Here is a 24,975-nt window from a genome sequence, read left to right as displayed (position 1 = left end):
ATGCATGGAGCGCCGTCCGAAACTGCGTCTGATTGGCGCTACAATGCGTTCGAACTTCCATTCTAATTCCCGCACTGCTAGCCCGCCTTATGACGACTGACGCCAATACCAAGTTGCGCGAAGCTGCGCTCGACTATCACGAATTTCCCGTCCCTGGAAAGATCGCGATCGCGCCCACCAAGCAGATGATCAACCAGCGCGACCTTGCGCTGGCTTACTCGCCGGGCGTTGCGTTCGCGTGTGAAGCGATCGTCGAAGATCCGCTGAACGCCGCGCGTTTCACCGCGCGCAGCAATCTCGTGGGCGTCGTGAGCAATGGCACGGCCGTGCTGGGTCTCGGCAACATCGGGCCGCTCGCGTCGAAGCCGGTCATGGAAGGCAAGGCCGTGCTCTTCAAGAAGTTCGCGGGCATCGACGTGTTCGATATCGAGCTGAACGAAAGCGATCCGCACAAGCTCGTCGACGTAATCGCCGCGCTCGAGCCGACTTTCGGCGGCATCAATCTGGAAGACATCAAGGCGCCCGACTGCTTCATCGTCGAGCGGGAATGCCGCAAGCGCATGAAGATTCCCGTCTTCCACGACGATCAGCACGGCACTGCGATCGTCGTTGCGGCGGCGATCACGAACGGGCTGAAGGTGGTCGGCAAGAGCATCGGCGAAGTGAAGCTCGTCGCTTCGGGCGCAGGCGCGGCGGCGCTGGCGTGTCTGAATCTGCTCGTCGATCTCGGCATGAAGCGCGAGAACATTTTCGTGACCGATCTGGCCGGCGTGGTCTACAAGGGCCGCACGGAACTGATGGATCCGGACAAGGAACTCTTCGCGCGCGAAACGAATGCGCGCACGCTCGCCGAAGTGGTCGAAGGCGCGGACGTGTTCCTCGGTCTGTCGGCGGGCGGCGTGCTCAAGCAGGACATGGTCAAGCAGATGGCCGCAAAGCCGCTGATTCTCGCGCTCGCGAATCCGACGCCGGAGATCCTGCCGGAACTCGCGCTCGAAGTGCGCCCGGACGCCGTGCTCGCCACCGGCCGCACGGATTATCCGAATCAGGTCAACAACGTTCTGTGCTTTCCGTTCATTTTCCGCGGCGCGCTCGATGTCGGCGCGACCGTCATCACGAAGGAAATGGAGATCGCGGCCGTGAACGCGATCGCGGAATTGGCGCGTCAGGAGCAAAGCGATATCGTCGCGACGGCATACGGCATTCAGGATTTGTCGTTCGGGCCGGAATATCTGATTCCGAAGCCGTTCGATCCGCGTCTCATCGTGAAGATCGCGCCGGCCGTCGCGAAGGCCGCGATGGACAGCGGCGTGGCGACGCGTCCGATCGAGGACATGGACGCCTACGAGCAGCATTTGCAGCAGTTCGTCTATCACAGCGGCACGACGATGAAGCCCGTGTTCCAGCTCGCGCGCAGCGTCGAGCCGGAGAAGAAGCGCATCGTGTTCGCGGAGGGCGAGGAAGAGCGCGTGCTGCGCGCGGTGCAGATCGCCGTCGATGAAAAGATCGCGAAGCCGATTCTCATCGGCCGTCCGGCGGTGATCCAGCAACGCATCCAGAAGTTCGGCCTGCGTCTTGCGCCGGGCGTCGATTTCACCGTCGTCGATACCGACCACGACGAGCGTTATCGCGATTTCTGGCAGTCGTACGCGAAGATGATGGCGCGCAAGGGCATCAGCCAGCAGATGGCGAAGCTCGAAATGCGCCGCCGCACGACGCTGATCGGCGCAATGCTCGTGCAGAAGGGCGAAGCCGACGGCATGATCTGCGGCACGGTGAGCACGACGCATCGGCATTTGCACTTCATCGATCAGGTGATCGGCAAGAAGGAAGGCGCGAAGGTCTACGCGGCCATGAACGCGCTCGTGTTGCCGGGCCGCCAGATTTTCATCGTCGATACGCACGTGAACGTCGATCCGACGCCCGAGCAGCTCGCCGAAATCACGATTCTGGCTGCGGAAGAAGTGAAGCGCTTCGGCATCGTGCCGAAGATCGCGCTCGTGTCGCATTCCAATTTCGGCACGAGCAACGCGCCGAGCGCGCAGAAGATGCGCGACGTGCTCGCGATCCTGAAAGACCGCGCGCCCGATCTCGATGTGGACGGTGAAATGCACGGCGACGTCGCGCTCGATGCACGGTTGCGCAAGGAAGTGCTGCCCGAATCGACGCTCGAAGGCGACGCGAATCTGCTGATCCTGCCGAACATCGACGCGGCGAACATCTCGTACAACCTGCTGAAGACGGCGGCGGGAAGCGGCATTGCGATCGGGCCGATCCTGCTCGGCGCGGCGAAGCCGGTTCACGTGCTGACGTCGTCGGCGACCGTGCGACGCATCGTCAACATGACGGCATTGCTGGTGGCTGACGCGTCGGCGGCGCGCTGATCGCGGCGTTGGTTGCGGTATGAGATGGCGGCGGGGCGTCCCGCCGCTTTCTATTTGTCCGGGCGAAAAAAAAGCGTGCCGCATGAACACGGCACGCCCGAGAAAAAGCACAAGGGGAGTTCTGCTTTTTACCCGCAAAAAGCAGGATCATCCGACGAGCGCGATGCCGGTGAAGCTGGCGACGAGTGAGGCGACTCGTCCAGAGGCTTCGAGATCCCACGAGTCAATTATTAGCTTTCGGAAGCTAAAAATCTCTCAGATTCGGGCTAATTCATCTGACGAAAGCTCGTTCAGAATTTCACGGCTTTGACGAAACGAGAAAAAAATTCCGATTTTCCGCGGAACGTTGCTTCGACCTGCCATTAGCGATACCCTTACATCTTTCATGGTCGTCGAATTCTGGTGTAACGCGAGGACAACCGCCTGGTGACACGCGCGAGCGCTCTTTCCTTTTTCGTCGCCTTGGGCGTCCTGTTGGGCGCGTGCGGCAAGGATGAACCGCGAAGCGGAGTTCAGGAAACGGTTGCTTCGGCGAGTTCCGCGCCGGTCTCGCCAGCGGAGCCGGTCCGCGAGCCGCAGCATAAGCAGCTCGACGCGGACGGCGGGCAGGAGCGTGACGGGCTGGCCACCGTCCACATTGCGCAGTTGCCCAGGCAGGCGGTCGCGACATTGCGGCTGATTCAGGCGGGCGGCCCTTTCCCTTTCGAGAAGGACGGCGTCGTGTTCGGCAATCGCGAGCGTTTGCTTCCGCGGCATCCACGCGGCTACTACCACGAATACACCGTTCCTACGCCTCGCGCGAGGGATCGCGGCGCGCGCCGGATCGTGTGCGGCGGCCCGAAGAAGCAGCTCGGCGATTGCTACTACTCGGACGACCACTACACCAGTTTCAAACGCATTGCGGATCAACTACGGGATTAACGGCATGAGCGACAACATCTACGCGCACGACCACAGCGTCGCGAGTGATCTTTTCGCCACCGGCGATGGCAACCTGTTTCAGCGAGTATTGCGGCTACGCATGACAGAACACGACAACAGACCCGACGACGAGACCAGGCCCGAAGAGTTCCATCCGCAAGAGGATCCGGAAGCGCTGTTCGCCACGGTGCGGCCAAACATCGTGCAGTCGATTCGTGCGTTCCGCGTGCAGGAACTCGCGGACGAGGCCAACCGCCTCGGCCAGCATTTTCTCTACGCCTATCTCGGCCAGGCGCAGAGCAAGCAGGAAGTGCTCGAGACCATCGCCACGTCGTTTCTGTTTCCCAAGCACTTCGGCAAGAACTACGACGCGCTCTACGATTCGCTCACCGAACTCGTCCACAAGGCCGGCTCGCAACCGGGCTTCGTGATCGTGCTCGAACAACTGCCGATCGCGCAGAAGTTCGACAAGGAAGGCCGCGAAGTGCTGCTCGACGTTTTCCGCGATGCGGCGGAATTCTGGGGCGAGAGGAAAGTGGCGTTCCGCGTCTTCTATTCGTTCGTTTGACCGCTCGCGCCGGCTTCGGCGCAAGCTGAAAGACAGCTCGACGGGATATCCCGCTCGGGCTGTTTTCGTTTGGGCGTCCTCGGATTACCAGCCGCCCCAGCGCGCCGCCAGCGCCGCAAGCAACGCGATGCCCGCCGTTTCCGTGCGCAGCACGCGTGAACCGAGGCCGAGCGTCGCAAATCCGGCATCGACGATTGCGTTTTCTTCGCTGGGCGAAAAACCCGCTTCCGGCCCGATCAGCACAGTGACAGGACTCGACGGCGCTTCGGCGGGCAGCGACGCAAAGCCGACTTCGGCGCGCGGCGAGAGCAGCAGGCGCAACTCGCCATCGGTGGCGGCGGGCAGACCGGCGAGCCAGGCGTCGAGATCGCGCGGCGGCGCGACTTCGGGCACGCGGTTGCGTCCGCATTGCTCGCACGCCGCACGCGTCAGCGCCTGCCAGTGCGCCTGCCGCTTCAACGCCCGATCGCCGGCGAGACGCACGACGCCGCGTTCGGCCGTGATCGGCGCAATGCCCGACACGCCCAGCTCCACCGCCTTTTCGATGAGCCAGTCCATCTTGTCGCCGCCCGCCACGCCTTGCGCGAGCGTCACGCGGTATGGCGGCTCGGCTTCGCGGGCGCTGTGTTCGTCGATGCGCGCGGTCGCTGCGCGTTTGGCGATATCGACGAGCTCGCCGCGATATTCGCCACCGCGGCCGTCGAAGAGCGTGATCGTGTCGCCGATTTGCAGACGCAGCACGTGAACGTGACGAACGACGTCGTCGGGAAGGGGATGCGTGTCGCCCACGCGAAGCGGGCCGTCGACATAAAAGCGTGGCATGAAGATTTGATCGCGGACGGGGCCGTCCGCGGATAGTGAAATGCCTGTGGATTCAGCCCAGATGCCGCGCGAGCGCCCAGCGATAGCCGTCCGGGTCCTCGATCTGCGCGAAGCGGTCGCCCCAGAACTGGTCCTGCGGCTCGATCAGCGCCTTAGCGCCGACAGCCAGCGACTGCTGAAACGTGGCGTCGACATCATCCACATACAGATAGAACGACTGCGGCGCCATTTGCCCCGCGCTCTTCGGCGTGCGCGCCTGCGAGCCGTATGCGCCTTCGGGCGCGAACATCACGATCAACTGCCCGCGATACGTCATCTCGACGTGGATGATCGTGCCGTCGTCGTTCACGCTGTCGCGCATCACGAAGCCCAGCGCCTTTTCATAGAACGCGATGCTCACGCGCGCGTCGCGCACGGTGAGATACGGAGTCAACCACGGCACGTCGGCGGGGCGGGGGTCGGTCATCGAAAGCACTCCTTGAAGCCTTGTTGCTGCAGATGGGGAACATTTTGCCACGAAGCCGTACGATCAATCGCCCGGCCGGAAACTTGCAAACCGTAGCGGCGCGCCGGACCGATTTCGACGAATGATCGTCCGGTGCCGATGCGCGTCCGCGTGTAACGTCACGCGTTGTCACACAGTCGTGACAGTGTCGTACCGATTGCGATGCATGCGGCGCGAGGCGCTTCCCTCGCGGCGCCGACGCGTGATTTGCACGGAACATGCCCGCGCCCCGGGACACCCGGCCGCACCCGGTTTGCACGCGATCCGCTGCCTTACAGACGCGTGTCAATCGGACCGGTCTGTTAGAATGACGGGCTTCCGATCCTCGTCGTTTCTCGTCGTGCCGGTCCTGAAAACGTTGCGCCCCGCGGGTCCGGCCCGAGTGAGAAGTACTGCAAGAGAAGCACCGCGGATCATTTCAGGACCTGCCCCAGACTCGACATGACGATCCCGACCTCCAGCCAGACCGCCCTCATGGCCAACGCAATCCGCGCGCTTGCCATGGACGCCGTTCAACAAGCCAACTCCGGCCATCCCGGCATGCCGATGGGCATGGCGGAAATCGGCGTCGCGTTGTGGTCGCGCCATTTGAAGCACAACCCGGCGAACCCGCACTGGTTCGATCGCGACCGTTTCGTTTTGTCGAACGGTCATGGTTCGATGCTGTTGTATTCGCTCCTGCACCTCACCGGTTACGATCTGCCGATGAGCGAGCTCAAGAACTTCCGCCAGTTGCATTCGAAGACGCCGGGCCATCCTGAATACGGCATGACGGCGGGCGTCGAGACGACCACCGGCCCGCTCGGCCAGGGCATCGGCAATGCGGTCGGCATGGCGCTCGCCGAAGCGCTGCTCGCCGCCGAGTTCAACAAGGCGGACGCGAAGATCGTCGACCATTACACGTATGCTTTCCTCGGCGACGGCTGCCTGATGGAAGGCATCTCGCACGAAGCCTGCTCGCTCGCGGGCACGCTCAGGCTGAACAAGCTGATCGCGCTGTACGACGATAACGGCATCTCCATCGACGGCCACGTCGAGCACTGGTTCCACGACGACACGCCCAAGCGCTTCGAAGCCTACGGCTGGAACGTGATCCGTGCGGTCGACGGCCATAACGTCGATGCGGTCGACGCCGCCATCGCGCAGGCGAAGAAGTCGGACAAGCCCACGTTGATCTGCTGCCGCACGGTCATCGGCAAGGGCGCGCCGACGAAGGCGGGCGGTCACGACGCGCACGGCGCGCCGCTCGGCGACAAGGAAATCGCGGCGACGCGCGCGGCGATCGGCTGGAACTACGGTCCGTTCGAAATTCCGCAGGAAGTGTATGCGGCGTGGGACGCGAAGGAACAAGGCACGCACGCCGAAACGGAATGGAACAAGGCGTTCGATGCCTACAAGGCGAAGTACGCGTCCGAAGCGAGCGAATTCACGCGGCGCATGAGCGGCGAGCTGCCCGCGAACTGGGCACAAGCGGCCGCGAAGATCATCGAGGACGCGAACCAGAAGGCCGAAACCATCGCGACGCGCAAGGCATCGCAGAACACCATCGAAGGTCTGGCGGCCGCGCTGCCGGAGCTGCTCGGCGGTTCGGCGGACCTGACCGGCTCGAACCTCACCAACTGGAAGGCCGCGAAAGCCGTGCGCGCCGCCGGTGACGCGGAAAACGCGAATCCGGAACACGCGGGCATCCAGTGGGGCAATCACATCAATTACGGCGTGCGCGAGTTCGGCATGAGCGCGGCCATCAACGGTATCGCGGTGCACGGCGGCTATCGTCCGTTCGGCGGCACGTTCCTGACGTTCTCGGATTACAGCCGCAACGCGCTGCGCGTCGCCGCGCTGATGAAGTCGCGCTCGATCTTCGTGTTCACGCACGATTCCATCGGTCTCGGTGAGGACGGTCCGACGCACCAGTCGATCGAACATGTCTCGAGCCTGCGCCTGATCCCGAATCTGCAGACGTGGCGCCCGGCCGATACCGTCGAAACGGCGGTCGCGTGGACGCATGCGATTTCGCACAACGGCCCGTCGACGCTGATTTTCAGCCGCCAAAACCTGCAATATTCGAAGCGCGACGACGTGCAGATCGCCAACATCGCGAAGGGCGGCTACGTGCTGCGCGACTGGAACGACGACATCCCCGCGCGCAAGATCATTCTCCTCGCGACCGGCTCCGAAGTGCAGCTCGCGATGGAAGCGGTCGAGGCGCTGGCGAAGGAAGGCATTGGCGCGCGCGTCGTGTCGATGCCCTGCACGAACGTCTTCGACAAGCAGGACGCCGAATATCGTGAACGCGTTCTGCCGAAGGGCGTCGCGCGCGTGGCGATCGAAGCGGGCGTGACGGATTTCTGGCGCAAGTACGTGGGCCTCGAAGGCGGCGTGGTCGGCATCGACACGTTCGGCGAATCGGCTCCGGCCGGTGCGCTCTTCAAGCATTTCGGCTTCACGGTGGAGAACGTCGTCGCAACGGCAAAGGCCGTTCTCGCCGCGTGAGCACTGACGTCAGCGAAGCAAGGTTTTTTTAAGCCAAGGAGATAGACTATGACGATTCGCGTTGCAATCAACGGCTATGGCCGCATCGGCCGCAACACGCTGCGCGCTCTCTATGAGAACGGCAAGAAGCACGACATCGAGATCGTCGCCATCAACGACTTGGGCGATGCCAAGACCAACGCGCACCTGACGCAATACGACACGGCGCACGGCAAGTTCCCGGGCGAAGTGTCGGTGGACGGCGATTACCTCGTCGTCAACGGCGACAAGATCCGCGTGCTCGCGAACCGCAACCCGGCGGAACTGCCGTGGGGCGAGTTGAAGGTCGACGTGGTGATGGAGTGCACGGGCTTCTTCACGACGAAGGAAAAGGCGAGCGCGCACATCAAGGGCGGCGCGAAGAAGGTCATCATCTCGGCGCCGGGCGGCAAGGACGTGGACGCGACCATCGTGTATGGCGTGAACCACAACGTGCTGAAGGCATCGGACACGGTCATCTCGAACGCATCGTGCACGACGAACTGCCTCGCGCCGCTCGTCAAGCCGCTGAACGACAAGATCGGTCTGGTGAACGGTCTGATGACCACGATCCACGCGTACACGAACGATCAGGTTCTGACCGACGTGTATCACGAAGACCTGCGCCGCGCGCGCTCGGCCACGCACAGCCAGATTCCGACGAAGACGGGCGCGGCGTCCGCCGTCGGTCTCGTGCTGCCGGAACTGAACGGCAAGCTGGACGGTTACGCGATCCGCGTTCCGACCATCAACGTGTCGGTCGTCGATCTGTCGTTCATCGCCGCGCGCGACACGACGGTCGAAGAAGTCAACAAGATCATGAAGGAAGCGTCGCAAGGCGAGCTGAAGGGCATCCTCGGCTACAACGACGCGCCGCTCGTGTCGATCGACTTCAACCACAATCCGGCTTCGTCCACGTTCGATGCAACGCTCACGAAGGTATCGGGCCGTCTCGTGAAGGTGTCGAGCTGGTACGACAACGAGTGGGGCTTCTCGAACCGCATGCTGGATACGGCGGTTGCTCTCGCGAACGCGAAGTAAAACTCGCGAGCGTTTCGAAATGAACAAAGCCGCTCTTCGGAGCGGCTTTGTTTTTGTGCTTCAGTTTTAGGCGAGCTTCTCGCGCAAGAACGATACGACGTAAGGCGTCGCTGCCGCCGCAACCGTCGATGCCGTCGCCGGGTCGATCCCCATGCGCGCGGCGATCGATTCGGCGATGCGCCCGGTGAGAATACCTTCGCCACCTTCTTCCATCGACTTCAGAAAGCCGTCGCCGCGCACGAGTCCGGCGGCGAACGCGGCGAAAAAGCTCTTGCCGGGATGATTGCCCATCACGCCGGCGTTCTGCTCCTCGGCGTGCGCGTGCGCGGTTTCGGCCGCGGTGCCGAGCATCTGCTGACTGTCTTCGGTGCTGAAGCCCTGGTCGGTCAATGCTTGCGTGGCTTGTGCGCCGTGCTCCGACGCGAGAAATTCCGATACGAGTTGTTGCATGTCCATCGACGCTGCTCCTCTTGATGTTCGCCAATTGCAGGGCAGCGCAAGCGGATAGAAACCTCCATCACGCACGGCCCTTGCTGAGACTGCGAACGCTTCGTGAAGTGCCGCGTTTGGACGGTTGAGAACGGGAAAACGTCGAGCGACACGAACAGTGCGCGGCGAAATGGAACTGCGATCGATCGCAGATGCGAATCGCAAAAGGTATGAACGAAACGAAACCGCCGTCCATCGTGAGAGGGACGGCGGTTTGTCAGCCTCGCGCCTGCGAAGGCGGGCGACGCTCAGTGCTTGCGATGCGGACAGTTTTCCTTCGTGCATGCGCCGTACAACGCGAGCGCATGCTCGTGGAGTTTGAAGCCGCGCTCTTTCGCGATCGATTGCTGGCGGCGTTCGATCTCCGCATCGAAAAATTCTTCGACGCGACCGCAGTCGATGCACACGAGGTGATCGTGGTGCGATCCTTCGTTGAGCTCGAACACGGCCTTGCCCGATTCGAAATTGCTTCGCGACAGCAGGCCGGCTTGCTCGAACTGCGTGAGCACGCGATAAACCGTCGCAAGACCGATATCGAGCTCCTCGTTCAGAAGGCTTCGATACACGTCTTCAGCGGTCAGATGGCGCACCGGACTATGCTGAAAAATTTCGAGAATCTTGAGGCGGGGCAGGGTCGCCTTGAGCCCGATATTTTTGAGATCGGCGGGATTGGTCATGGCTAGGCATCCCTAGAGTACAATTCAAGGTTCTCATAGTAATGCGTTTTTCCGGTTCCCGATATTCCTTGCGGATACAAGACGAATCGGACGAGAAGAGCGCGGCCTTGGAGCGCCTCGCGTGAAAGGTGAAATGTTTTCCAAATCTTTATCGAATTGCAGGGAGAGCCGTCGCATGCGGGGAACCGTGATTGCAGCAACCTTGGCCGCATTGCTCGCCGGCTGCTCGGCGTACGACAGCGTCACGCAGAAGATCGCGCAAAGCATCACACCGTATCGGATCACGGTCGTGCAGGGGAATTTCGTTTCGGCGGAAGCCGCGGCGCAGATGCAGGTCGGCATGTCGCGCGATCAGGTGAAGCAGCTTCTCGGCACACCGCTTCTGACCGACATGTTCCACGCCGACCGATGGGACTACGTGTTCTATTTCAAGCGCGGGTCCACATCGGTCGTGCAGCAGCGTGACTTCGTCGTGAACTTCGCGAGCGATCGCGTCGTGAGCTGGTCGGGCGGCGACAATCTGCCGTCGAACCTCGAACTGCTCGCGGAGATCGACGGCGACAAGGGTGTCAAGGTCGCGAAGGCCGCGCCGCCCGCGGCGGCATCGGCGCCGGTGGCGTCGGCTGCGGCGGTGACCGCGCCGGTCGGCGAGCCGTCGACACAACCGAACGCGTCGGCTGCATTCGCCGGCGATGCGAACCAGGAAGCCGCGCAGGCCGCGAACCGCGCAACGGCGCAAGTCGAAATGCCGGCGGGCCGCAATCAGTCTTCCGTGCGCGTGAACGTGCCGCAGAGCAGCGGCGGCGCGCCGGGCTCGAGCACGCAAGGCGCGAGCAACTCGCAGATTCAACTGCAGCGCCGTCCGCAGACAATCAACATTCCGGACAGCAGCGCGGTAGGCCCGGCGGGTACGTCGCCGACGCCAGCCAATTCGGGCGGCCAGGCGCAGTTCTATCTGCCGCAGCAAGGCCAGTAAGCAGTTCAGCCATCCGGCGATGAAGCCGCGCCACGTTGATCGACGCGGCGCCGCTTCATCGGCACGGCGCATCCGCATCATCCAACGCGCGTTCGCCGCGCTGTTCAACACGAGACTGCCATGAAGATCGCCATTGCCGGCGCATCGGGCCGCATGGGCCGGATGCTGACCGAAACCGTTCTCAACGATCCGGACGCGCAACTCGTCGGCGCGCTCGACCGGCCCGGCGTGCCGCAACTCGGGCAGGACGCGGGCGCGTTCCTCGGCAAGACGACGGGCGTGCTGCTCACGGACGACATCGAGCGCGTGTTCGCCGACGCCGACTACCTGATCGACTTCACGCGCCCCGAAGGCACGCTGACGCATCTCGAAGCCGCGCTTCGGCATGACGTGAAGATGATCATCGGCACGACCGGTTTCTCGGACGAGCAGAAGGCGCAGTTGAAGCAGGCGGGCGAGAAGATCGGCGTCGTGTTCGCGCCGAACATGAGCGTCGGCGTGAACGTCACGTTGAAATTGCTCGAATTCGCGGCGAAGCACTTCGCCACCGGCTACGACATCGAAATCATCGAGGCGCATCATCGGCACAAGGTGGATGCGCCGTCGGGCACCGCGCTCGGCATGGGCGAAGTGATCGCCAAGGCGCTGGGCCGTGATCTCAAGGACTGCGCCGTGTACGCGCGCGAAGGCGTGACGGGCGAGCGCGATCCGTCGACCATCGGTTTCTCGGCGATTCGCGGCGGCGATATCGTCGGCGATCACACGGTGCTCTTCGCGGGCATCGGCGAGCGCATCGAGATCACGCACAAGTCGGCGAGCCGTCTTTCCTACGCGCAAGGCGCGCTGCGCGCCGCGCATTTCCTCGAAGGGCACGACAAGGGCTTCTTCGACATGCAGGACGTCCTCGGTCTGCGTTGACTTCTGCGTTGACTCACATGGCAGCAACGGGCGTCATCCATTACCTCCAATCCGGCGATGCCGTGACGCACGCCGTCGCGGCCCTGCTCCTCGCAATGTCGCTCGCGAGCTGGTGTTTCCTGCTCGTGAAGGCGTGGGTTCTCGCGCGCGCCAAGTGGCAAGGTCCGCGCGCATTGCAGCGGTTCTGGCAGGCGGCGAGCCTGAAAGAGGGTATCGGCGCGTTGCAGCGCGCGGATCGTGAGGGTGTGTTTCTGCCGCTCGCCGAAGCCGCGTGGCGCGCGTCGGAAACCGAAATGCCGGGCGCGATGCTCGCGCGCGTCGAGCGCAGCGAACGCGTGCTGCGCGCGTTGCGTCATGCGTTGCTTCGTTCGCAACGCCGGCTCGAGTTCGGTCAGGTTTTGCTCGCATCGGTCGGCAGCACGGCGCCGTTCGTCGGCTTGCTCGGCACCGTTTGGGGCATCTATCACGCGCTGTCGAGCATCGCGGCGAGCGGTCAGGCGATGATCGAAAACGTCGCCGGTCCGGTCGGCGAGGCGCTCATCATGACGGCGTTCGGGCTCGTCGTCGCGATTCCGGCTGTGCTCGCATACAACATTCTTGGCCGCTACGTGCGGCAACTTTCCGAAGAACTCGACGGTTTCGCGCACGATCTGCACGCGTTCGTGTGCGGTCCGGCGGAGTAGACGCGGCGATGGCATTCGGCGGACTCGACAAGAAATCCGGCGGCCAGCCGATGGCGGACATCAACATGACGCCGCTCATCGACGTCATGCTCGTGCTGCTCGTCATCTTCATCATCACGGCGCCGCTGTTCACGCACGCGATCCGGCTGGATCTGCCGAAAGTCGCGTCGCAGCCCGCGCGCGAGACGCCGCAGACCATCACGCTTTCGATCGACGACGCCGACAAGCTTTTCTGGAACGACACGCCCGTCACGTTCGATCAGATGCGCGCCCGTTTCGCCGATGCGGCCAGGAGCGCGCAGAAGCCGGAACTGCATCTGCGGGCATCGAGCGCGACGCGTTACGACGTCATCGCGCAGGTGATGGGCGCGGCGCAACAGGCGGGCGTCGAGCGTATCGGCTTCGTCACGCAGCCCGCAAAGCCGCAAGCGCCGGTGCCTGCGCAATAAGCGCGCGAGCCTGCGCGCATCGAACGGTATAATCGCCATTTCCCCGTTCGGCGGGCTTTGCACGAGCCGGCAGGCCCGAATTCCGACGCCGCGCCGTGTCAGCAATGCCGCAGCGCCGGACGCGTCGCTCGCATCGTAGCGCCGGTCCTGAAGTCCGTTCCCAGCATTTGCCGAAAGCCAAACCACACCATGCACGATAAATACGTACCCGCCGACGTCGAATCCGCCGCGCAGAGCAACTGGCGCGCGAACGACGTCTACCGGACGACCGAGACGTCGGCCAAGCCCAAGTTCTATTGCGTCTCGATGCTGCCGTATCCGTCGGGCAAGCTGCATATGGGTCACGTGCGCAACTACACCATCAACGACGTGATGTACCGTTACCTGCGCATGAACGGTCACAACACGCTGATGCCGATGGGCTGGGACGCGTTCGGCATGCCCGCCGAAAACGCGGCGATGGCGAACAACGTGCCGCCGGCGAAGTGGACGTACGAGAACATCGCGTACATGAAGAAGCAGATGCAGTCGATGGGCCTCGCCATCGACTGGTCGCGCGAAGTCGCCACGTGCTCGCCGGATTACTACAAGTGGAACCAGTGGCTGTTCCTCAAGATGCTGGAAAAGGGCATCGCGTACAAAAAGACGGGCACGGTGAACTGGGATCCGGTCGATCAGACCGTGCTCGCGAACGAGCAGGTCATCGACGGGCGCGGCTGGCGCTCGGGCGCGCTCGTCGAAAAGCGCGAAATCCCGATGTACTACCTGCGCATCACCGATTACGCGGATCAACTGCTCGACGATCTCGAAGGCCTCGGCTGGCCCGAGCGCGTCAAGATCATGCAGCAGAACTGGATCGGCAAGAGCTTCGGCGTGAACTTCGGCTTCCCGTATGAAATCGACGGCGAAGCGAAACTGTTGCGCGTATTCACCACGCGCGCGGATACCATCATGGGCGTCACCTTCGCGGCGGTCGCGGCGGAGCATCCGCTCGCCACGCGTCTCGCGCGGGATAACGCGGATCTTCAGGCGTTCATCGACGAATGCAAGCGCGGCGGCGTCGCGGAAGCGGATGTCGCCACGATGGAAAAGAAGGGCGTGCCCACGGGCTTTTTCGTCACGCATCCGCTGACAGGCGCGCAAGTCGAAGTGTGGATCGGCAATTACGTGCTGATGTCCTACGGCGAAGGCGCGGTGATGGGCGTGCCGTCGCACGACGAGCGCGATTTCGCCTTCGCGAAGAAGTACGGCTTGCCGATCAGGCAGGTCGTGAGCATCGAAGGCAAAACGTATTCGACCGACGCGTGGGAAGAGTGGTACGGCGACAAGACCGCGGGCAAGCTCGTCAATAGCGGCAAGTACGACGGCATGACGACGGAAGAAGCGATCAACGCGATCGCCGCCGATCTAAAGGCGAAAGACCTCGGCGACAAGCAGATCACCTGGCGTCTGCGCGACTGGGGCATTTCCCGCCAGCGTTACTGGGGCACGCCGATTCCGATCATCCACTGCCCGAGCTGCGGCGACGTGCCGGTGCCGGAAAAGGACCTGCCCGTCGTGCTGCCGGAAGACCTCGTGCCGGACGGCTCGGGGAATCCGCTCGCGAAGTCCGAAGCGTTCCTGAACTGCACGTGCCCGAAGTGCGGCGCGGCGGCCAAGCGCGAAACCGACACGATGGACACGTTCGTCGATTCGTCCTGGTACTTCTCGCGATACAGCGCGCCCGACGCGCCTACGATGGTCGACGAGCGCACCGATTACTGGATGCCGATGGACCAGTACATCGGCGGCATCGAGCACGCAATTCTTCACCTGTTGTACTCGCGCTTCTGGACCAAGGTCATGCGCGACATGGGCCTCATCAAGTTCGGCGAGCCCGCGAAGAATCTGCTCACGCAGGGCATGGTGCTGAACGAAACGTTCTATCGCGAGGACGCGAGCGGCAAGAAGACCTGGTACAACCCGCTCGACGTCACGGTCACGCACGACGACAAGGGCCGTCCGACCGGCGCGACGCTCAATGCGGACGGTAAGCCGGTCGTGCTCGGCGGCGTCGAGAAGATGTCGAAGTCGAAGAACAACGGTGTCGATCCGCAGACGCTCATCGACCAGTACGGCGCCGATACCGCGCGCCTTTTCGTGATGTTCGCGGCGCCGCCGGAACAATCGCTCGAATGGTCGGGCGCGGGCGTGGAAGGCGCGAGCCGCTTCCTGCGCCGCGTGTGGCACTTCGCCAATGACAACGCCGAGGCGCTGCGCCAGCACGCGAAGCTCGATGCATCGAAGCTCGGCGACGCCGACAAGACGCTGCGCCGCGAAATCTACACCGTGCTCAAGCAGGCCGATTTCGACTACGGCCGGCTGCAGTACAACACGGTCGTGTCCGCCGCGATGAAGATGCTCAACGCGGTCGAAGGCGCGAAGACGGCCGGCGCCGGCGTGCTGAACGAAACCTTCGGCGTGCTCTTGCGCGTGCTGTATCCGGTTGTGCCGCACATCACGTTCCAGTTGTGGTCGGAACTGGGCTACGAAAAGGAGTTCGGCCCGCTGCTCGACGCGCCCTGGCCGAAGGTCGACGAAGCCGCGCTCGAACAGTCGGAAATCGAGCTCGTGTTGCAGGTCAACGGCAAGGTGCGCGGCGCGCTGACGGTCGCGAAGGATGCATCGCGCGAAGACATCGAAAAAGCGGCGATCGCGCACGAAATGTTCGAGAAGTTCGCGGAAGGCCGCGCCCCGAAGAAGGTGATCGTGGTGCCGGGACGTCTCGTCAACGTGGTCGTCTGATGCGCAAAACCAAGGGGGTGCATGTGACCGGCACAGTCAGCACGAGCAGGCGCTCGTTTCTCACGTTTGGCACGCTCCTCGGCGGCGCGGCGCTCCTGTCCGCGTGCGGCTTCCAGTTGCGCGGCCAGCAGGACTACGCGTTCAAGCGGCTCGCGGTCACGGGCGGCACGCCGCAGATGGTCGCACGCCTCGAACGCATGGTTCAGGGCGGCAGCGACACCGTGATCGTGAAGCCTTACGAGAAACCGGACGCGACGCTCAATCTGTCCGAGGGCACCGGCTTGCGCACGCTGAGCCTGAATGCGCAGGGCGTCATCCAGGAGTACGAGCTCGTCTTCACGCTGAACTACACGCTGCTCGGCGCCGACGGCACCTTGCTCATTCCGCCGAGCGTCATCGCGCTGAATCGCTCGATGACGTACAGCGATCAATACACGCTCGCCAAGGCACAGGAATCGACGCTGCTCTACAACGATATGCGCAACGACGCTGTCGATCAGTTGACGCGTCGTCTCGCGACCGTGCGCTCGCTGCATCCGGCGCCGGGCGAGCAGACACCGGGCGTCGCGCCGCGCGCGCCGCTGCCGGTGCCGCCGCTTTGATCGGGCGCGTCCGAACGGCATCATGCAACTGAAGCTCGACGCGCTGGAAGCGCACCTCGCGAAAGGCCCGAAAGGGCTGTACGTCGTCTATGGCGACGAGCATCTGCTCGCGCAGGAAGCGTGCGACCGCATCCGCGCCACCGCGCGCGCGAACGGCTTCACCGACCGCACGGTATTTACGGTCGAGCGCGGTTTCGACTGGAGCGCGCTCATCGGCGCGACGCAATCGATGTCGCTGTTCGGCGACCGTCAGTTGATCGAACTGCGCATTCCCACGGGCAAGCCGGGCAAGGAAGGCGCGGAAGCCCTGAAGACGCTCGCCGATGCGGACAATCCGGACGTCGTCGCGCTCGTTACGCTGCCGCGTCTCGACGGCGCGACGCAAAAATCCGGCTGGTTCACGGCGTTGCTGGGCGCGGGCGTCGCGCTGAAGGTCGATCCGATCGAGCGCGCGCAGTTGCCGATGTGGGTCGGCCAGCGCCTCGCTCAACAGGGCCAGCGCGTAGCTCCCGGCGAGGAAGGGCGGCGCGCGCTGTCGTTCATCGCGGAACGGGTGGAAGGCAATCTGCTCGCCGCGCATCAGGAAATTCAGAAGCTCGGCTTGCTGTACCCGGAAGGCGTGCTCACGTTCGAACAGATTCACGACGCGGTGCTGAATGTCGCGCGCTACGACGTGTTCAAGCTCAACGAAGCGATGCTGACCGGCGATGTCGGCCGGCTCGCGCGCATGCTTGACGGGCTCAAGGGCGAAGGCGAAGCGGCGGTGCTCGTGCTGTGGGCGCTCGTCGAAGAAGTGCGCACGCTGCTGCGCATCAAGCGGGGCGTTGCATCGGGCAAGCCGCTCGCGACGCTCATGCGCGAAAACCGCGTTTGGGGACCGCGCGAACGGTTGATCGGGCCGGCGCTTTCGCGCGTGACGGACGAGGCGCTGGAGAAGGCGCTGTCGCTTGCGGCGCGGCTCGATCGGCAGGTGAAGGGGCTGTCGGGTAGTACGGGCAAGCGTGGCAGCGAGCCGCCGCCGGATCCGTGGGCCGGCATGTTCGAACTGGCGATGGCCGTCGCGCATGGCGGCAAGCCGGCGCAGGCCGCCCCATCGCCACGCCCGCCGCGTCGCTAGGACGCTTTTGTCACACGCTGTTGCAATCGATGCAACGGCTTAGAATGAACGCATCGACGCTTCGACAGCGAGGCGGCTCAGGAAAGCGGCACAAGGAAGAGACCCACGATGAACATCGACCAATACATGACCGACCTCGGCCGCCGCGCGCGCACGGCGTCGCGCGCGATGGCGCGGGCGTCGACGGCGGCGAAGAACGCGGCGCTCGACGCGGTTGCGAACGCAATCGAACGCGAGCGCGATGCGCTCAAGCAGGCCAACGCGCGCGACCTCGCCCGTGCGCGCGAAAAGGGTCACGACGCGGCGTTCATCGACCGGCTGACGCTGTCCGACAAGGCAATCGGCACGATGGTCGAAGGCTTGCGCCAGGTTGCCGCGCTGGCCGATCCGATCGGCGAAATCAGCGGGATGAAGTTCCGCCCGAGCGGCATTCAGGTCGGACAGATGCGCGTGCCGTTGGGCGTGATCGGCATCATCTACGAATCGCGGCCGAACGTGACGATCGACGCCGCCGCGCTCTGTCTCAAATCCGGCAATGCGGCGATTCTGCGCGGCGGCTCCGAGGCGCTCGAATGCAACGCGGCGCTCGCGAAGCTGATCGGCGTCGGGCTGGCGGCGGCGGGCTTGCCGCAGGACGCGGTGCAGGTCGTCGAAACGGCGGATCGCGCGGCGGTCGGCAAGCTCATCACGATGACCGAATTCGTCGATGTGATCGTGCCGCGCGGCGGCAAGAGCCTGATCGCGCGTCTGATGGAAGAAGCGCGCGTGCCGATGATCAAGCACCTCGATGGCATCTGCCACGTCTACGTGGACGACCGCGCCGATCTCGCGAAGGCCGCGGTCATTTGCGACAACGCGAAGACGCATCGTTACGGCACCTGCAACACGATGGAAACGCTGCTCGTCGCACGCGGCATCGCTCAGCAGGCGCTGCCGTCGCTCGCGCGTGCGTTCCAGGCGAAGGATGTCGAACTGCGCGTCGACACGGAAGCGCGCTCGGTCCTCGAAGCGGCCGGGATCGCTGGTCTCGTCGATGCGACCGAAGAAGACTGGCGCACCGAATACCTCGCGCCGGTGCTGGCAATCAAGATCGTCGCCGATCTCGACGAGGCGATCGCGCACATCAACGAATACGGCTCGCATCATACGGACGCCATCGTCACCGAAGATCACGACCGCGCGATGCGTTTCCTGCGTGAAGTGGATTCGGCGAGCGTGATGGTCAACGCCTCCACGCGTTTCGCGGATGGCTTCGAATTCGGTCTTGGCGCGGAAATCGGCATTTCCAACGACAAGCTGCACGCCCGCGGACCGGTGGGCCTGGAAGGGCTGACGTCGCTGAAATACGTCGTGCTGGGGCGCGGCGAAGTTCGTCGATAAAAATCAGAACCGATGCTCTGGATCAAATCGCTGCATATCGTGCTGGTGGCTTCGTGGTTCGCGGGGCTTTTCTATCTGCCGCGCATCTTCGTCAACCTCGCAATGGAGACGGATGCCGCCGCCACCGCGCGCCTCTTGCTGATGGCGCGCAAGCTCTTTCGCTTCATGACGTTCATCGCCGTGCCTGCGCTCGCGTGCGGGCTGTGGCTGTGGCTCGTCGTCGGCATCGGCGCGGGGCAGGGCTGGCTGCACGCGAAACTCACGATCGTCGTGTTGCTGATCGCGTATCACGCCTATTGCGGGCGCTTGCTGCACACGTTTCAACGCGGCGAGAACAGGCGCTCGGACAAGTGGTATCGGATGTTCAACGAACTGCCGGTGCTCGGGCTGCTCGGCGCGACGCTGCTCGTGGTGATCAAGCCGTTTTGAGGCGTTCCCGCTCGACGAGATCGAGCACCATTTCCCCGAACACTTCCGGACGGCCTTCGAAAAAGCGCGTTACCACGTTCTTTTCGAGCATGTAGCGGCGCAGCGATTCGCGCTCGTCGTGATTGTTCGCAAGACGGACCGCCGATTCGACGTACTCGTCCACCGTATCCGCGACCAGCCAGCCGGGCATGTAGGCGCGCATGAACATTGCACCGTCGATACGCTCGAATACCTCTCGCCCCGTCTTGCAGACGCCCGGCAGACCGACCGTGAATGCGTCCACGATGCCGTTCGTGTTGCCGAACGGGAACGGGCTCAGAAACATGTCCATGTCGTTGAGATAGTTCACGTAGTCCATATAGGACTGGCCAGGCATCACCGTCCCGTTTTCCGCACCCCAGGCTTGCTGCGCCACTTTTGCAAGATGCAGCAGCGTGACGGCGTTCCCGCCGCTCGTCAGGAAGTGAAAGTGGACCGGAGTCCTGCTGCGCGCGGAGATCTCGCGGCATGCGTTCAAAAAACTGGGCGAGAGTTTCATCAGACTTGCGGCAACGCCGATATCGATGTGCCCCGGGGTTTTCTTCCGGCGGGCGCGCACGGGTTCCATGAACGGCGATGGCCGATAAGGCTGCCCGTCTCTCGGAAGCCGCAGAAGCGCTTCGCTGAAACACGCTGGATCGCCCACGAAGTCTTCCTCGACACTGACATAATCGATGCAGTCGGAATGCGTGGTCGCGGGATGTCCCAAACCGGCGATCTGCAGCGGCGCGAGCCGCATGTTGGAGACACAGAGGGTCAACAGCGACATGCCTACGCTCGGCATGTAAAGGACATCGGGGTGTTCCGACTCCGCGAACTGCCGGATCGTCATCAGTGTGCGCATGAAATCGCCGTCGGCGGGCAGTTCGATCACCTGCGTGAAGATGCTGCGTCCGTAATCGCCGATCGCGTCGGCATAGCACATCGCCACGACGTCGAAACGCGTCCGCGCAGCGGCCAACGTGGGGCCGTGAGTGCGCGCGATCGAATGGCCATCCGTGAAGGCTTCCAGCACGACGAGCATGAGTGGCCGTTCGCGCGCGGCTCGCCAGGCGGGTAGCTTGACATTTAGATCGGTCAGCGCGGTTTTCGCCAAGGTTCTACGCACGAGCTGGTTGATACTTCGCTTGATCTCATGCCGATGCTCGACCTCGGCGTAGGTGCAATGCATGTACAGAAACAGCAAGCGCTTGATTTCGATGTCCCGGACATCGTGTTGGTCTGCAAGCGCCGGGCACAACCAATCGAGTAGCGCTTCGCGATTGCGATGTGCGTCGGCGCTGCCGGGAAGTATCTCACCGGCTATCGCAATCGCCAGATTCAGCGCCGGGGCCGGGTCGGCGCGCATACACGCGTTGAAGTCCAGCGGCAGTTGCGATTCAGAATTGCAGAGGATGTTGAGTCTTTTTATCGCATCCGGAACAGGCAGTCGAACCGTTCCGTCTTCTTCGATTACTGGAAGAAACCGGCGCGTGACATGATCCGCATTCTTGAGCGGCGCCGCGCCGAGCAGATGCTGAATTAGTGAGCGGGTCCCGGCAAGTTGCTGAAACTGCGCATCGGTGAGCGTGAATTCGGTGTCTCCGAGAAGGGAGACGATGCCCGCAGCCATGCGGCTGAAGAAGCGTTCGAGTAGCCGGTTCCTATTGGGGCGCGGCCATGCGTCGGAGGGCGGCAGCAAAGTCGTCAGATCGACAAACGGACTCTCCTGGAGCAATTCGCCAAATTCGCAAAGTTGCGCGATGGCTTCGTCCGGCTTCCCGCCGTGAACGCAGGCCTCGAAGCGCTCGACGGAAAAGTTGCTGCTCATGGATGCTCCTTTGAGCGAAGGGGTGATAAACAGCATAGGCGAGCGTTGGCGTTTCGCTCGAAGGCATCGAAGCTTTGCCGCCTACACTCCCACTCGCCGCCCCTCGAGCACGTCCTTCGCTTCCGCGAGCTTTTCGGCGAGCGCCGGGCCGCGCGCCAGCGCCAGCCCGACCGCCAGAATGTCGCCGATCGCGAGATGCGACACGCGCGATGTCATTGGCGAAAAGATATCGGTGTCTTCATCGACATTGGCGAACAATCCGACGCTCGCGAGACGCGCGAGCGGCGAATTGCCATGCGTGATCGCAATGACCTTCGCGCCGCCATTCAACGCCGATTTGCACGCATCGAGAATGTCCCGCGTGCGTCCCGTATTCGATATCGCGACGACTACATCGCCCGCGCCCAGCAATGCGGCGGAGGTGGTGTACGTATGCGGGTCGGAGTATGCGACAGACGGCACGCCCAATCGAAAAAATTTGTGCTGCATGTCGAGCGCGGCGATGCCCGAGCCGCCCGCGCCGTAAAACTCGATGCGCCGTGCTTCCGCAAGAATCGCGATTGCCGCGGCGACGCTGTCCGACGACAAACTGTTGCGCACCGCGATCAGCGCGCCGATGGTCCGGTCGAGCACTTTCGCCGCGACGCCGGCGGGCGGCTCGTCGGTGCGGACGTCGCGATATACCGTGGGAACGTCCGCTGCTACGCTTTGCGCGAGACGAATCTTGAATTCACGGAACCCGGAGAAGCCGAGCGCCTGACAGAAGCGCGCGATGGTCGGCTGGCTGACGCCCGCGCGCGCGGCGAAGTCCGTCATCGACAGGTCGAGGACCTCGCGGGGCGCTTCGAGCACGTAATCGGCCAGTTTCCGCTCGGACGGACGCAGTTGCTCGCGCATGGCTTCGACTTGGGACAGCAACATCGGAATTCTCGCCTATTCTGAAATTGCTACGGACTATAGCCGACGATCGGCTTTGTACAAATACTACAAGATGGATATGTGTAGTGTTAGGGAAATCCCGAAGATGTCCATCCTAAAAGCGTTCAAGCTACATATTCGCTTAAGAAGATGAGTCAGTTTCTCGTTGAATTCGTGTAGTTTTTCTCCTAAACTCGCGAGACACGGCGACGAACCACAAAACAAGAGCAAGCCGCCGTTCCTCGCAACGTTCAACCCAATCTCAACGGCAGGCGCGCCGGGAGTGAGACGAAGGAGCATCGATGGTTTCCCCGCATTCGCAACTCAAGAAAGTCACCGATCGAATCATCGAGCGCAGCAAGGCGACGCGCGCGGCCTATCTCGCGCGCATCGACGCGGCGCACGGCCTGTTCCCGGCACGCGGCGCGCTGTCGTGCGCGAATCTGGCGCACGGATTCGCCGGTCTCGAAGGCCAGGAGAAGATCGCCATCAAGGCGGTGCGCGAGCCGAACATCGGCATCGTGTCGTCTTATAACGAGATGCTTTCCGCGCACGCGCCGTACAAGAGCTTCCCGGACATCATCAAGCAGGCGGCGCGCGAGCACGGCGGTATCGCGCAATTCGCGGGCGGCGTGCCGGCCATGTGCGACGGCATCACGCAAGGCAACGCGGGCATGGAGCTGTCGCTCTTTTCGCGCGAAGTCATCGCGATGAGCACGGCGGTCGCGCTCACGCACAACATGTTCGACGCGGCGCTGTGCCTCGGCATCTGCGACAAGATCGTGCCCGGCCTCGCGATCGGCGCGCTGCAATTCGGCCATCTGCCGACGATCTTCGTGCCCGCCGGTCCGATGACGAGCGGCCTCACCAACGACGAAAAGGCGAAAGTGCGCCAGGAGTTCGCGACCGGGCAATGCGATCGCGGCGCGCTCCTCGAAGCCGAAGCGGCGGCGTATCACGGTCACGGCACCTGCACGTTCTACGGCACCGCCAACAGCAATCAGATGCTGATGGAAGTGATGGGCCTGCATCTGCCGAGCTCGGCGTTCGTGCATCCGCATACGCCGCTGCGCGACGCGCTCACGGCCGAAGCCGCGCGCCGCGTGCTCGATCTGACGCTCGAGCGCGGCAATTACACGCCGATCGGCCATGTCGTCGATGAAAAGGCTATCGTCAACGGCATCGTTGCGCTGCTCGCAACGGGCGGATCGACCAATCACACGCTGCACCTCGTGGCGATCGCGCGGGCGGCGGGCATCGTGATCGACTGGAACGATTTCGACGAGTTGTCGCAAGTCGTGCCGCTGCTCGCGAAGATCTATCCGAACGGCAAGGCCGACGTGAATCATTTCCACGCAGCGGGCGGCGTCGCTTTCCTCGTGCGCAATCTCCTCGCAGGCGGTCTGCTGCATGAGGACGTTCAGACGGTCGCCGGACGCGGGCTGTCGCATTACACGAAGGAGCCGAAGCTCATCGACGGCAAATTGCAGTGGGTCGACGGCGCGCAGGAAAGCCACGACACGAAGGTGCTGCGCGGCATCGGCGAGCCCTTTCAGCCGGACGGCGGCTTGCGGTTGATGCAGGGCAAACTCGGACGCGGCGTCATCAAGATTTCGGCGGTCGCGCCGGAGCATCGCGTGGTGAAGGCGCCGGCCATCGTCTTCGACTCGCAGGAAGAAGTGCAGGAAGCGTTCGACAAGGGCGAGCTCAAGCGCGATTTTGTCGCGGTCGTGCGCTTCCAGGGCGCGCGGGCGAACGGCATGCCCGAGTTGCATCGATTGACGCCGCTGCTCGGCGTGCTACAGGATCAGGGCTTTCACGTCGCGCTCGTAACCGATGGCCGCATGTCGGGCGCATCGGGCAAGGTGCCGGCGGTCATTCATGTATCGCCGGAAGCGTTGCTGCAAGGGCCGCTCGGCAAGGTGCGCACCGGCGACACGCTCGTGATCGACGCGCCTGCGGGCGTGCTCGACATCGAGATCGACGCGCAGGAATGGGACGCGCGCGAGGTCGCCGCGCCATTGCATCAGGCGCAGAACGAAGCGGGCTTCGGCCGCGAACTCTTCGGCGTGTTCCGCAGCGCGGCATTGCCGGCGGAAGAGGGCGCGTCCGTGTTTGGCGCGTTGATCGGCGCGGGCGCGGCGCACGACGGGCAGGCAAAGGACGCCGGGTCGCACGAGCGCAATCCGCTTCGCGACAATGCGCGCGCCGCGGCGTCGGCGCTGAACAAGGCGCACGCGACGCATCATTGAACTTTCGAAAGACGCGGCGGGACGGCAAGACGCCGCACACAAAACAGGAGTCGCATCAAATGAAAACAGTTAGCGAGATCGTGCGTTTGGGTCCGGTGATTCCGGTTCTGGCTTTCGAAACGATCGAGCAAGGCGAGCATGTGTCGCGCGCGCTGCATGCGGGCGGCGTGAAGGTGCTGGAAATCACGCTGCGCACGCCGGCGGGCATCGGCGCGATTGAGCGCGCGAGCCAGCTGGCGGACGATATCGTCGTCGGCGTGGGCACCATCACGAAGCCCGAGCACTGTGCGCAGGCGAAGAAGGCGGGCGCGCAATTCGGCGTATCGCCCGGTCTCACGAAGGACATGCATAAGGCCGCGCAGGACGCCGGCTTGCCGCTTTTGCCGGGCGTGATGACGCCGAGTGACATCATCACCGCGATGGAATTGGGCTACGAGATCGTCAAGTTCTTTCCCGCGCAGCAAGCGGGCGGCATTCCGATGCTACAAGCGTTCTACGGTCCGTTTCCTAACCTGAAATTCTGTCCGACGGGCGGAATCACGGCCGAAACCGCCACGAACTTTCTCGCGCAACCGAACGTGGTGTGCGTTGGCGGTTCATGGTTGACGCCCAAGGCGGCGCTCGCCGCGCAGGATTGGGATGAGGTTACGCGGCTGGCGCGCGCAGCGAGCGAGCTGGCTCCGCCGCAATAAGGCTTCTT

General features: G+C 63.4%; 22 protein-coding genes. 16 read left to right on the top strand and 6 right to left on the bottom strand.

The features are described 5' to 3' along the window. Nucleotides 1–89 precede the first annotated feature (89 nt). From AWB77_RS15770 to AWB77_RS15760, 3 genes are all read left to right on the top strand, one after another. Entirely contained in the window at nt 90–2,384 is a 2,295-nt protein-coding gene (locus AWB77_RS15770; RefSeq protein ID WP_061135380.1) for an NADP-dependent malic enzyme, read from the top strand. A gap of 426 nt (nt 2,385–2,810) precedes the next feature. Continuing rightward, nucleotides 2,811–3,305 carry a guanyl-specific ribonuclease gene (locus tag AWB77_RS15765; protein ID WP_061135379.1) on the top strand — a complete coding sequence of 165 codons (495 nt, stop codon included), beginning with the start codon at nt 2,811–2,813 and terminating at the stop codon, nt 3,303–3,305. 4 nt (nt 3,306–3,309) lie between these two features. Then, nucleotides 3,310–3,873 carry a barstar family protein gene (locus AWB77_RS15760; protein WP_061135378.1) on the top strand — a complete coding sequence of 188 codons (564 nt, stop codon included), beginning with the start codon at nt 3,310–3,312 and terminating at the stop codon, nt 3,871–3,873. An 84-nt stretch (nt 3,874–3,957) separates the two neighbouring features. Here AWB77_RS15760 and AWB77_RS15755 read toward each other — a convergent pair whose 3' ends face one another. Both AWB77_RS15755 and AWB77_RS15750 read right to left on the bottom strand, forming a co-directional pair. Next, the gene (locus AWB77_RS15755) at nt 3,958–4,695 is read right to left on the bottom strand and encodes a 16S rRNA (uracil(1498)-N(3))-methyltransferase (protein ID WP_061135377.1); all 738 of its coding nucleotides are present in this window, start codon (nt 4,693–4,695) and stop codon (nt 3,958–3,960) included. 52 nt (nt 4,696–4,747) lie between these two features. Beyond that, nucleotides 4,748–5,161 carry a VOC family protein gene (locus AWB77_RS15750; protein WP_061135376.1) on the bottom strand — a complete coding sequence of 138 codons (414 nt, stop codon included), beginning with the start codon at nt 5,159–5,161 and terminating at the stop codon, nt 4,748–4,750. A 480-nt stretch (nt 5,162–5,641) separates the two neighbouring features. On the opposite strand from AWB77_RS15750, the gene tkt reads away from it, so the two are divergent. After that, nucleotides 5,642–7,693 (top strand): transketolase, encoded by a 2,052-nt coding sequence (tkt, locus tag AWB77_RS15745; protein WP_061135375.1) that lies wholly within the window; start codon nt 5,642–5,644, stop codon nt 7,691–7,693. A 48-nt stretch (nt 7,694–7,741) separates the two neighbouring features. Beyond that, complete coding sequence (gap, locus tag AWB77_RS15740) at nt 7,742–8,752, top strand: type I glyceraldehyde-3-phosphate dehydrogenase (protein WP_061135374.1); 1,011 nt, start codon at nt 7,742–7,744, stop codon at nt 8,750–8,752. A 66-nt stretch (nt 8,753–8,818) separates the two neighbouring features. On the opposite strand, the gene AWB77_RS15735 is transcribed toward gap, so the two are convergent. Both AWB77_RS15735 and fur read right to left on the bottom strand, forming a co-directional pair. Further along, nucleotides 8,819–9,208 carry a hypothetical protein gene (locus AWB77_RS15735; RefSeq protein WP_061135373.1) on the bottom strand — a complete coding sequence of 130 codons (390 nt, stop codon included), beginning with the start codon at nt 9,206–9,208 and terminating at the stop codon, nt 8,819–8,821. A gap of 281 nt (nt 9,209–9,489) precedes the next feature. Next, nucleotides 9,490–9,918 (bottom strand): ferric iron uptake transcriptional regulator, encoded by a 429-nt coding sequence (gene fur, locus AWB77_RS15730; RefSeq protein WP_008342866.1) that lies wholly within the window; start codon nt 9,916–9,918, stop codon nt 9,490–9,492. A gap of 175 nt (nt 9,919–10,093) precedes the next feature. Between fur and AWB77_RS15725 the strand changes: the two genes are divergently transcribed. From AWB77_RS15725 to AWB77_RS15685, 9 genes are all read left to right on the top strand, one after another. Continuing rightward, the gene (locus AWB77_RS15725) at nt 10,094–10,894 is read left to right on the top strand and encodes an outer membrane protein assembly factor BamE (protein WP_061135372.1); all 801 of its coding nucleotides are present in this window, start codon (nt 10,094–10,096) and stop codon (nt 10,892–10,894) included. A 120-nt stretch (nt 10,895–11,014) separates the two neighbouring features. Beyond that, nucleotides 11,015–11,812 (top strand): 4-hydroxy-tetrahydrodipicolinate reductase, encoded by a 798-nt coding sequence (gene dapB, locus AWB77_RS15720; protein WP_061135371.1) that lies wholly within the window; start codon nt 11,015–11,017, stop codon nt 11,810–11,812. Nucleotides 11,813–11,829: 17 nt separating this feature from the next. After that, on the top strand, nt 11,830–12,495 hold the full coding sequence (locus tag AWB77_RS15715; protein ID WP_061135370.1) for a MotA/TolQ/ExbB proton channel family protein: 666 nt from the start codon (nt 11,830–11,832) through the stop codon (nt 12,493–12,495). Between the two features lie 8 nt (nt 12,496–12,503). Further along, complete coding sequence (locus AWB77_RS15710; protein ID WP_061135369.1) at nt 12,504–12,944, top strand: ExbD/TolR family protein; 441 nt, start codon at nt 12,504–12,506, stop codon at nt 12,942–12,944. 189 nt (nt 12,945–13,133) lie between these two features. Further along, on the top strand, nt 13,134–15,728 hold the full coding sequence (leuS, locus tag AWB77_RS15705) for a leucine--tRNA ligase (RefSeq protein WP_061135368.1): 2,595 nt from the start codon (nt 13,134–13,136) through the stop codon (nt 15,726–15,728). Then, nucleotides 15,728–16,330 carry an LPS-assembly lipoprotein LptE gene (locus AWB77_RS15700; protein WP_061135367.1) on the top strand — a complete coding sequence of 201 codons (603 nt, stop codon included), beginning with the start codon at nt 15,728–15,730 and terminating at the stop codon, nt 16,328–16,330. The genes leuS and AWB77_RS15700 overlap by 1 nt, the downstream gene beginning before the upstream one ends. A gap of 22 nt (nt 16,331–16,352) precedes the next feature. Then, nucleotides 16,353–17,447, top strand: a complete 1,095-nt coding sequence (gene holA / locus AWB77_RS15695) for a DNA polymerase III subunit delta (RefSeq protein WP_061135366.1) — start codon at nt 16,353–16,355, stop codon at nt 17,445–17,447. 108 nt (nt 17,448–17,555) lie between these two features. Then, complete coding sequence (locus tag AWB77_RS15690; protein ID WP_061135365.1) at nt 17,556–18,827, top strand: glutamate-5-semialdehyde dehydrogenase; 1,272 nt, start codon at nt 17,556–17,558, stop codon at nt 18,825–18,827. 12 nt (nt 18,828–18,839) lie between these two features. Beyond that, the gene (locus AWB77_RS15685) at nt 18,840–19,256 is read left to right on the top strand and encodes a CopD family protein (RefSeq protein ID WP_061135364.1); all 417 of its coding nucleotides are present in this window, start codon (nt 18,840–18,842) and stop codon (nt 19,254–19,256) included. Here AWB77_RS15685 and AWB77_RS15680 read toward each other — a convergent pair. Together AWB77_RS15680 and AWB77_RS15675 are read right to left on the bottom strand one after the other, a co-directional pair. Further along, complete coding sequence (locus tag AWB77_RS15680; RefSeq protein ID WP_157694820.1) at nt 19,243–21,141, bottom strand: tetratricopeptide repeat protein; 1,899 nt, start codon at nt 21,139–21,141, stop codon at nt 19,243–19,245. The genes AWB77_RS15685 and AWB77_RS15680 overlap by 14 nt on opposite strands. A 45-nt stretch (nt 21,142–21,186) precedes the next feature. Continuing rightward, nucleotides 21,187–22,026, bottom strand: a complete 840-nt coding sequence (locus AWB77_RS15675; protein WP_061135362.1) for a MurR/RpiR family transcriptional regulator — start codon at nt 22,024–22,026, stop codon at nt 21,187–21,189. A 299-nt stretch (nt 22,027–22,325) separates the two neighbouring features. On the opposite strand from AWB77_RS15675, the gene edd reads away from it, so the two are divergent. Together edd and eda are read left to right on the top strand one after the other, a co-directional pair. Further along, nucleotides 22,326–24,275, top strand: a complete 1,950-nt coding sequence (gene edd / locus AWB77_RS15670; RefSeq protein ID WP_061135361.1) for a phosphogluconate dehydratase — start codon at nt 22,326–22,328, stop codon at nt 24,273–24,275. Between the two features lie 59 nt (nt 24,276–24,334). Then, on the top strand, nt 24,335–24,967 hold the full coding sequence (eda, locus tag AWB77_RS15665; RefSeq protein ID WP_061135360.1) for a bifunctional 4-hydroxy-2-oxoglutarate aldolase/2-dehydro-3-deoxy-phosphogluconate aldolase: 633 nt from the start codon (nt 24,335–24,337) through the stop codon (nt 24,965–24,967). The last annotated feature ends 8 nt before the right edge of the window (nt 24,968–24,975 follow it).

Origin of the sequence: Caballeronia fortuita (genome assembly GCF_001544835.2) — a bacterium.
Lineage (GTDB): Bacteria > Pseudomonadota > Gammaproteobacteria > Burkholderiales > Burkholderiaceae > Caballeronia > Caballeronia fortuita.
The sequence above is the reverse complement of the archived record's forward strand: the minus strand, read 5'-3'. Positions and strand labels throughout refer to the sequence as shown.